Origin of the sequence: Brachyspira sp. G79 (assembly GCF_002379365.1) — a bacterium.
GTDB lineage: Bacteria > Spirochaetota > Brachyspiria > Brachyspirales > Brachyspiraceae > Brachyspira.
Genome location: NZ_JQIU01000007.1, coordinates 331,907 through 339,620 on the forward strand (window position 1 = coordinate 331,907; position 7,714 = coordinate 339,620).

Sequence of the window (7,714 nt, forward strand, 5' to 3'; positions counted from 1 at the left end):
TATGTATTTTTTCAATAAGAATTAAATGCATAAAAAATGCCCTCGGTCTATCGGGAAAATAAACCGAGGGACTTAAACGGGATATTTTTATATAAAAATCTACGTATTGTAAAGCTGTTGTCTAACTATTAATAATTTACTTACTGCCAACTACCCCCCATTAAATATAAGTCAATTTTTACAGTTTTAAAATTTGAAGGGACATTATAACTTGAAGACGTTACATTAACGGTTAAAATGGCTGAACTATAAGATCCAGTACTATCCCAATTTTGTGCAGGAGTAAATATTACATCTCCTTGATATTCATTTAAAACTCTTTTTAATTCATTTAATATATTAGCTTGATTAGCATTTGCAAAGGCTCCGCTAGAAGTAACGTTGAAACTATAATATCCAGAAGATGGGTATCCTGAACCTTGTGAAAAATTAAATGTTACACCGCTTGTGCTATCTGTAATAGTTGGTATTTTTTGTAAAGTTGTTCGTAACTGAGCATCAGTTAACTCTTCAAGTCCAGCTGTTCCTTCTATTATATCTGGTGCAGCTACACTTTTAGCACAGCTCATAGTGAGTAATGATAAACTCATTAATATAGATAAAATTAATAATAATTTTTTATTCATTTTTTATCTCCTATTTTTTCCGTATTAATTAAATCTGTAAGTTAATTGACCGCCAAAATTAAGATTATTAACACTTAAAGTATTTACTTCAGCAAATAAGTCAATATTAAAATCTTCGCCTACAATGAAGCCCATACCAAAGAAACCAGCTATACCAGCTTTAGTAGTTAATTGAGTATTAACAGTTTTTAGGCTTTCATCTAATGAACCGTCTGTTTTTGCAGGTACTTGAGTTATCCAAGAATCTTCTGCCTGTATCATCAAAGCAGTACCAGCTCTTAACTGCCACCATTCAACTGGCTGCCAAGTAGTACCTATAGGAAGTTCAGCATAAGGAACAAATCTTACATCACTTACATATCCTGCTCTTCCAGTAGTTTGAGCAGATCCAATTTTTTGATAATCATTTCCAGTATTAGTTACTACCAAACCTAAAGAAAGTTTAGGCTCCATAGCTAATTTTACTTGATCATTAGCCAAGCTCCATTCTAATGGGAAACTAGCATATATATCACCGTCAAAACGGTCTTTACCTTGTTTTCCTTCATATTTAGTTTCTGTATTGTTTGCAGTATAACTTCCATTTTCACCGAAATTGTTATTAACACCAAACTCTAAATTAGCACCTACGGTAATACCAGTCATAGGACCTGCTGTAATACCCAAATTAAACTCTGGATTTAAGTATAAAGATATATAGTCATTATTTCCATAAATTACAATATTACCTTTATTATCTCCAATTGCCCCTTTTTGTTTTGTGTTGTCAGCATGGAAAATTATTCCTACAGGTATAGTCAATTTATGTTCGCCAAACTTTATAGAAGTAGCTATTTCATGAGTCCAAACTCCATTATTTGCTATCATAGAATAGTCTGTTTTTGTATCTTTATCTATAACTTTATTTAAGCTGTAAATACTTCCTGTCCCAGTATTAGGCTCCATTCCAAAATAATAATGTACAGCTATAGTTTCGCTTATTCTTAAAGCAGCTCTTAAAGCCACTTGAGAATTGATAGTCCATAAATTATTAGGTGTTGCATCTGATACATTGCCATTTTTATCTTTTGTTATATCAGCACTGTCATTGAATTTATATCTAGCAGCAAAACCCAAATACATACCATTAGCAAAAGGAACACCAAAAGCACCTTGTACTCCGCTGTTGAAAGCTGTAGAAGTTATATCTGTTGTACCGCCTCCGTTAGCAGAAAAAGAAGTACCACCTAAATATCCAGCAGAAAAGAATGCTCTTTGTAAGTCAAATATATCTTTTGATTTTACTTTATCAGAATCTGTAGAAAACTGACCTGCTGTTGCTCTTTTTACTGCTGAATTGTCTAGTGCCCAAGTATCAGTGCCTTGAGCAAATACATAAGCTGAAATAACTAAAGAACCTAATAGTATAAATTTTATTTTATTAAAAACTTTTAACATAAGTTATCTCCAAACATTATTTTATTAATTAAATCTGTAAGTTAATTGACCGCCGAAGTTCATATTTATGAAACTTAAAGTACCTACTTCGGCAAATAAATCAATATTGAAGTCTTCTCCTACTATAAAGCCCATACCGAAGAATCCAGCTATACCTGAATATGTATCATATCCTGTAGTTTTATTAGCATTATCTCCATTAGCATCTTTACTTTGAGTTGAACTAACATTAGCACCCAATATCAAAGCTGTACCGAATCTTAATTCATACCATTCAACAGGTCTCCATAATGTACCTATAGGAAGTTCTATAGAAGGAGAAAAAACAAAATAATCATTTCCATTTGGATAAGCATAATTACCTGTTAAAGTTGTTTGTTTATTTCCATTTAAAAATTCTTCTACTTTTCCATAGTTATTTACACCAAAATTTAAATTGATTTGAGGCTCCATAGCCAATGATACTTGATCATTACCCAAGCTCCATTCCATAGGGAAACTAGCCCAAACGCCAACATTCATACGCAAAGCTTTTTGAGTAGTTTTATATTCAGTTGTTCCATTTTTACCATTTTGACCTACATTGTTATTAAGTCCTACACCAAAATTAACTCCCATATTAATACCAGTCATAGGTCCCATAGGAAGACTTAAGAAAAACTCTGGATTAAGGTTTAATGCTACATAATCTACCCCAGTATAATTAGCATAATCTACATCTGTGTTAGCTACTTTTCCTTTTTGTTTAGTATTATTAGCATATATATCAATGCTTATAGGTACAGTTAATTTATGTTCGCCGAGTTTTACTGCTGCTGCTATTTCATGATTCCAATATGCATTATGCGTATATGTCTTGTAATCATTTTGTAAAGTTTTATCAACTGTATGATTTATACTGTATGATACAGTAGGATAATCTGAACTTCCAATTTTTAAATTATAGTGGAGAGCTACCATCTCATTTATTCTGAAAGCCAATATAAAGTTACCTGTAGAATTTACGGTCCACTTATTATTTGGAGTAGAAATGTTGCCGTCTTTGTCTGTTGTATAGTCAGCTTTGTCTTTTAGATTATATGCTGCTGCAAAACCTAAATACATGCCTCCTGGCAAAGCAACACCAAAAGCACCTTGAACACCATTATCTAATGCAGCAGCTGTTGTTGTTCCATTTCCTCCAACTTGATTACCTGAAGGATCAATAACATTTCCTCCATTGATAATTCCAGTACTTCCTAAATAGCCTGCTGAAAAGAAAGATCTTTCTAGGTCGAATATGTCTTTTGCATTTACTCTGTCAGAGTCTGTATCGAACTGACCTGCTGTTGCTCTTTTTACTGCAGAATTGTCTATAGTAAGATCAACTGCAAATGCTGATGATGAAATTATCAAAGAACCTAGTACTACGGCTAGGAACTTTATTTTTTTGCTAACTTTCTTCATAAAGTTATCTCCTAAATCTTTTTTTATATCAATATTTTTTACAAATATTTAATATACCATTACATAACGTGTAAAATTTTAATAATAAATTATAATTTTTAATAAATAATTAATAAAATATTTAATTAGTAAATACCTAATACGTATAACTAAAAAATAATAAAAATACTAAATAAATATGATTTATTCAGTATTTTTATTATTGAAAAAAGTTTTATCTATAATTAAATACGTAAAAAATAAATTTTTACCAAAAAAATTTAAATTTTTTTAAAAAAAAATTAAATTACAACCTGTATTGTATGTACAATTTAAAAATTTAGAGATTGATTTACAAACTAATTATAATATTATCTAATTTTGTAAATTTATATATTTAAGCAGCAAATAAAAAATATATGATTATGCCAAAACATAACAATATTATATTAGCATATACCTAAACAAATATAACTTTGTCAAAAAATTAATTTTTTGATATTTGCGGGGCTTCATAGTCGTGCCACAGTCTTTTATGACGCCTATCCGCATTGTAGAGTATGCGGCAAAAAGGTTGATAATTCTGTATAATGTGCATCAGCTGACAAAATAAAATTGTTCCAGTATATATGTTGCAATTTTGTATTTTTACACAGATAATGTAAAAAACATATGATATTATTTATAATTATTTTTTATATTAGATTTGTTTCAAACAATAAATTTATTAATATTTACAAGTTTTTAATTTAATATTTTTTAATCATAGTTAAGTTTTGCATGCTCTAAGTAAGGCACATAGCATACACGATAGACTGTGTATTTATATGTAGTGAAATAATAAATTATACAAAATATGAAACATTATTTTTATAATTGATAAATTACAAAAATTTAATACATAATTTTGTAAAACAACTCTATTATTTTCAAAACAAATAATAAAGCGGTGATTCTTCTTTTACAAAAGGCTTTAACTCATCAAAACTAAAACTTATCTCTGTTATTCCAGTAGAATACGGAGCTATATCATAAGCCTGCCATACAAAATTAATTGAATTAGGAAGTATTCTGAATGTTGAACTTTCTAATGTTATAGCATTAAAATCAAAGTAATCTTCTTTAGTGCTTCCTGTTTTTAATATTTTTTCTCTCATTAATGATATTAAATTAGGATTATTAAAATCGCTTATTAAATCTCTTATAGTAATAAGGTTAGAATTCTCCAAAGAAAACACTTCCTGAATATTTGCTGTATTTCCATGAGCTCCGCCTGTATACATAGAAGAATAATTATCAAGTGCTATTACTCTGCTGTCTATATAGCCTACATTAACAGTATTATCTATTTCATAAGTTATATTGCTTGAACCTGAGTACAATAAAGATTTCCATTCATTGTAATAATTATCACATTCTTCTTCTATGTACATTATAGAATTATCAATATTTGATGTTTCATCTTCATTATTTTTAATAAATGAAAATGAAGTTCTATGATACGAAAATATGGAATTGCTGATACTGTCATTTTTATAATAATCTACTATATCTGCATAATATACAGGGATATTTCTATTAAGAGAAAACTCCATATCCTTAACTTCATTGCTTTCATCATATTTTATTTCTGCACTAAAAACTATATCATCGCTTAATACACCATTTATATTGGCATGCATATTATTATTTTCATCTATTTCCTGCATGTTTAATTTACTATTATTAATACTTCCAGTAATTAATGCTTTTTTATTTTTTGTATAATAATATCCGCTTATGCTGTTTTTATTACTATTAACATACAAATACATAGAAGCCTTTTCTCCCGATATATTCCCGATAAGCATATAGAACTTTGATTCTTCTATAGAAGAGCCGTTTTTATTATCAGTATTATTGTTAGATGAAGATTCATTTTTATTGCATGAAACTATAATTATTATTAATAAGAAAATATATACAAACCTTTTTAACATAAAAAATCCCTTCTATTTTTTTACTATAACTTTAAATATATAAATAATAGACAAATAATCAATAAAGTTATTAAAATTATTATAAATAATTGACTTTTTATAAGATTAATAATATCATTAAAAAATATAAATTTCTTCTAAAAAAGAGGCTAAAATGGATAAAGAAAGAATAGAAAATGTAGAGCTAATACTATCGCACCCAGATAATTTAAATATAAAATGGACAGGTCAGAGTGATTTGGTAAGACAGATAATGGCTGCTTGGCATGTAATATCAGAAGACGATATACCGCTCAATCCTAGAATAGTGGGAAAACCTGGTGCTGGAAAAACTACACTTTCATACTATGCCGCTAAAGAGCTTCTAAAAAGAGATGTTTATATATTTCAATGTACTGTTGACACAAGACCAGAAGACCTAATAGTAATACCTGTAATATCTGAAAATAATAAAATTAATTATCATGCATCAAGTTTAGTAACAGCTATGATTAAAGGAGGAGTTGCCATACTAGACGAAGGAAACAGAATGAGCGAAAAAACTTGGGCTTCTCTTGCTCCGCTTCTTGATGACAGAAGATATGTAGAAAGTGTAATAGCTGGTATAAAAATAAAAGCTCACCCTGATTTTAGAATAATAGTTACTATGAATGATGATGCTAGTACATTTGAACTTCCAGAATATATACATTCACGTCTTCAGCCTACTATAGAACTTCCTTTCCCTGATGTTAAAGAAGAGTATGATATACTAAGAATGAATCTTCCTTTTGCTGATGATGAAATATTAAAAATCACTGTAGGATTTCTTCAAAAGTCTCATATACATAATGCTTCTTTCTCTGTAAGAGACGGCATTAATATGGCTAGATATGCTATGAAACTATATAAAAGCAATATTGCCTCAAACCGAGATACAGCATTTTTGATAGCTTTAAAATCTGTACTTGGAACTGAAGGACTTAGAATACTCAGTCTTAATATAGATGATGAGAATAATGCAAGCAGCAGATAATATTTTATTTATATAATAAAAATTTTTAAGTTTGTCAATTTTTCTTTATTCAACTTTTGTCGAATCCCGCTGCACTCCATCCTCACTCCCCCATTTAGCTGCTTGTAAACAGGAGTAATAAAAGAACTGCACTGCTACGCAGCACACAGCATTATTGACCGCAAATATCTAAATTTAAAAAATTAATTTTTTAAAAATTGTAATTATTTATGTATATCCTACAGGCAAAAATGGAAAAGATAGAGCATTAATGTCTCTTAATAGATTGAAAGATACTGAGGCGAGTTTATATTTATAGACTTTTTCATGATGATTAATGAAGCAGAGGCAAAAATGAGATATTAATACTGCCTGTAGAAGTTACAAAACTGCTAAACATAACAATAAAATTACAATGTATACAAAAACACAGTTTGAAATGTTTTTAAAGAATTAATTTTGTATAATTTTTGTTTTTTTTATAATAATCATATTGTATTAATTTATTTTCAATCTTAAAATAGTTATCAATACAATTATGATTTATTATGATTTCAGGAAGAAAAAAATTATGTTTAATTTGTATATGTATATATTGATGGTTCCTGTATCTATATTAATAGTAATAGGAATTATTTTATTTGTGAGAAGTATATCTAAAACTAACAGTTATTATAAACCTAAAAATATCAAAAAGAAAATGGACGAACTTCAAAAGAAAATTTATGCCAATCCTAAAGATTATAATTCTATATATGAACTTGCAGTTTTAGAAGAGCAGTATAATTTTACAGAAAATGCTTTAGAAAAGTATCAGAAATTAATGGATTTAAAATATTTTGACGGCGAAGAGACAAACATATATAAAAAGTTAGAGGTATTATATGAAAAATTAGAGAATAAAGAAGAAAGTATCAAATGCATTTTGAAAATAGCACAATTAGAGCCAAGCAATAGTTATTATTCTCTAAAGGCGGCTTATATACTTGGAAAAGAGGGAGCTTATAAATTAGCATGTGAATATTTTAATAGGGTTATCAATAATAAAAGCGACTTTGAGATAGAAGAATTAAAAACAGCTGCAATATGTTATTTTATGACACAGGATTATAAAAAAATTATTACTATACTTGAAGAACTTCATAAGAGATTAAGCAGAAATATAACAAATATAGAAGAAGATTATGATGATATGGTATTAGTTGAAAAAATATTGATATCTTTATATATACTTACAGATGAAATAAATACTG

6 protein-coding genes are annotated in these 7,714 nt (G+C 28.4%); 2 read left to right on the forward strand and 4 right to left on the reverse strand.

Annotated features, from left to right (window positions below; translation table 11 throughout):
- Nucleotides 1-140 precede the first annotated feature (140 nt).
- The 4 genes from KQ44_RS01640 to KQ44_RS01655 form a co-directional block, all read right to left on the reverse strand.
- Nucleotides 141-626: a hypothetical protein gene (locus KQ44_RS01640; RefSeq protein WP_096735952.1), complete on the reverse strand. Its 486-nt coding sequence runs from the start codon at nucleotides 624-626 to the stop codon at nucleotides 141-143.
- Nucleotides 627-650: 24 nt separating this feature from the next.
- A complete protein-coding gene (locus KQ44_RS01645; RefSeq protein ID WP_096735953.1) occupies nucleotides 651-2,063 on the reverse strand; it encodes a hypothetical protein in 1,413 nt (470 codons plus the stop codon).
- A 24-nt stretch (nucleotides 2,064-2,087) separates the two neighbouring features.
- Nucleotides 2,088-3,509 (reverse strand): hypothetical protein, encoded by a 1,422-nt coding sequence (locus KQ44_RS01650; RefSeq protein ID WP_096735954.1) that lies wholly within the window; start codon nucleotides 3,507-3,509, stop codon nucleotides 2,088-2,090.
- 908 nt (nucleotides 3,510-4,417) lie between these two features.
- On the reverse strand, nucleotides 4,418-5,467 hold the full coding sequence (locus KQ44_RS01655; RefSeq protein WP_096735955.1) for a DUF4163 domain-containing protein: 1,050 nt from the start codon (nucleotides 5,465-5,467) through the stop codon (nucleotides 4,418-4,420).
- 154 nt (nucleotides 5,468-5,621) lie between these two features.
- Here KQ44_RS01655 and KQ44_RS01660 point away from each other — a divergent pair, with 154 nt between their 5' ends.
- On the forward strand, nucleotides 5,622-6,482 hold the full coding sequence (locus KQ44_RS01660) for an AAA family ATPase (RefSeq protein WP_096735956.1): 861 nt from the start codon (nucleotides 5,622-5,624) through the stop codon (nucleotides 6,480-6,482).
- A 550-nt stretch (nucleotides 6,483-7,032) separates the two neighbouring features.
- On the forward strand, nucleotides 7,033-7,714 hold a 682-nt coding region (locus KQ44_RS01665; RefSeq protein WP_143277842.1), incomplete at its 3' end, for a DUF4083 family protein.

Bases quoted from the DNA above. Each gene is read 5' to 3' on its own strand.
- KQ44_RS01640 (WP_096735952.1), bottom strand. From the start codon at position 626: ATGAATAAAAAATTATTATTAATTTTATCTATATTAATGAGTTTATCA.
- KQ44_RS01645 (WP_096735953.1), bottom strand. From the start codon at position 2,063: ATGTTAAAAGTTTTTAATAAAATAAAATTTATACTATTAGGTTCTTTA.
- KQ44_RS01650 (WP_096735954.1), bottom strand. From the start codon at position 3,509: ATGAAGAAAGTTAGCAAAAAAATAAAGTTCCTAGCCGTAGTACTAGGT.
- KQ44_RS01655 (WP_096735955.1), bottom strand. From the start codon at position 5,467: ATGTTAAAAAGGTTTGTATATATTTTCTTATTAATAATAATTATAGTT.
- KQ44_RS01660 (WP_096735956.1), top strand. From the start codon at position 5,622: ATGGATAAAGAAAGAATAGAAAATGTAGAGCTAATACTATCGCACCCA.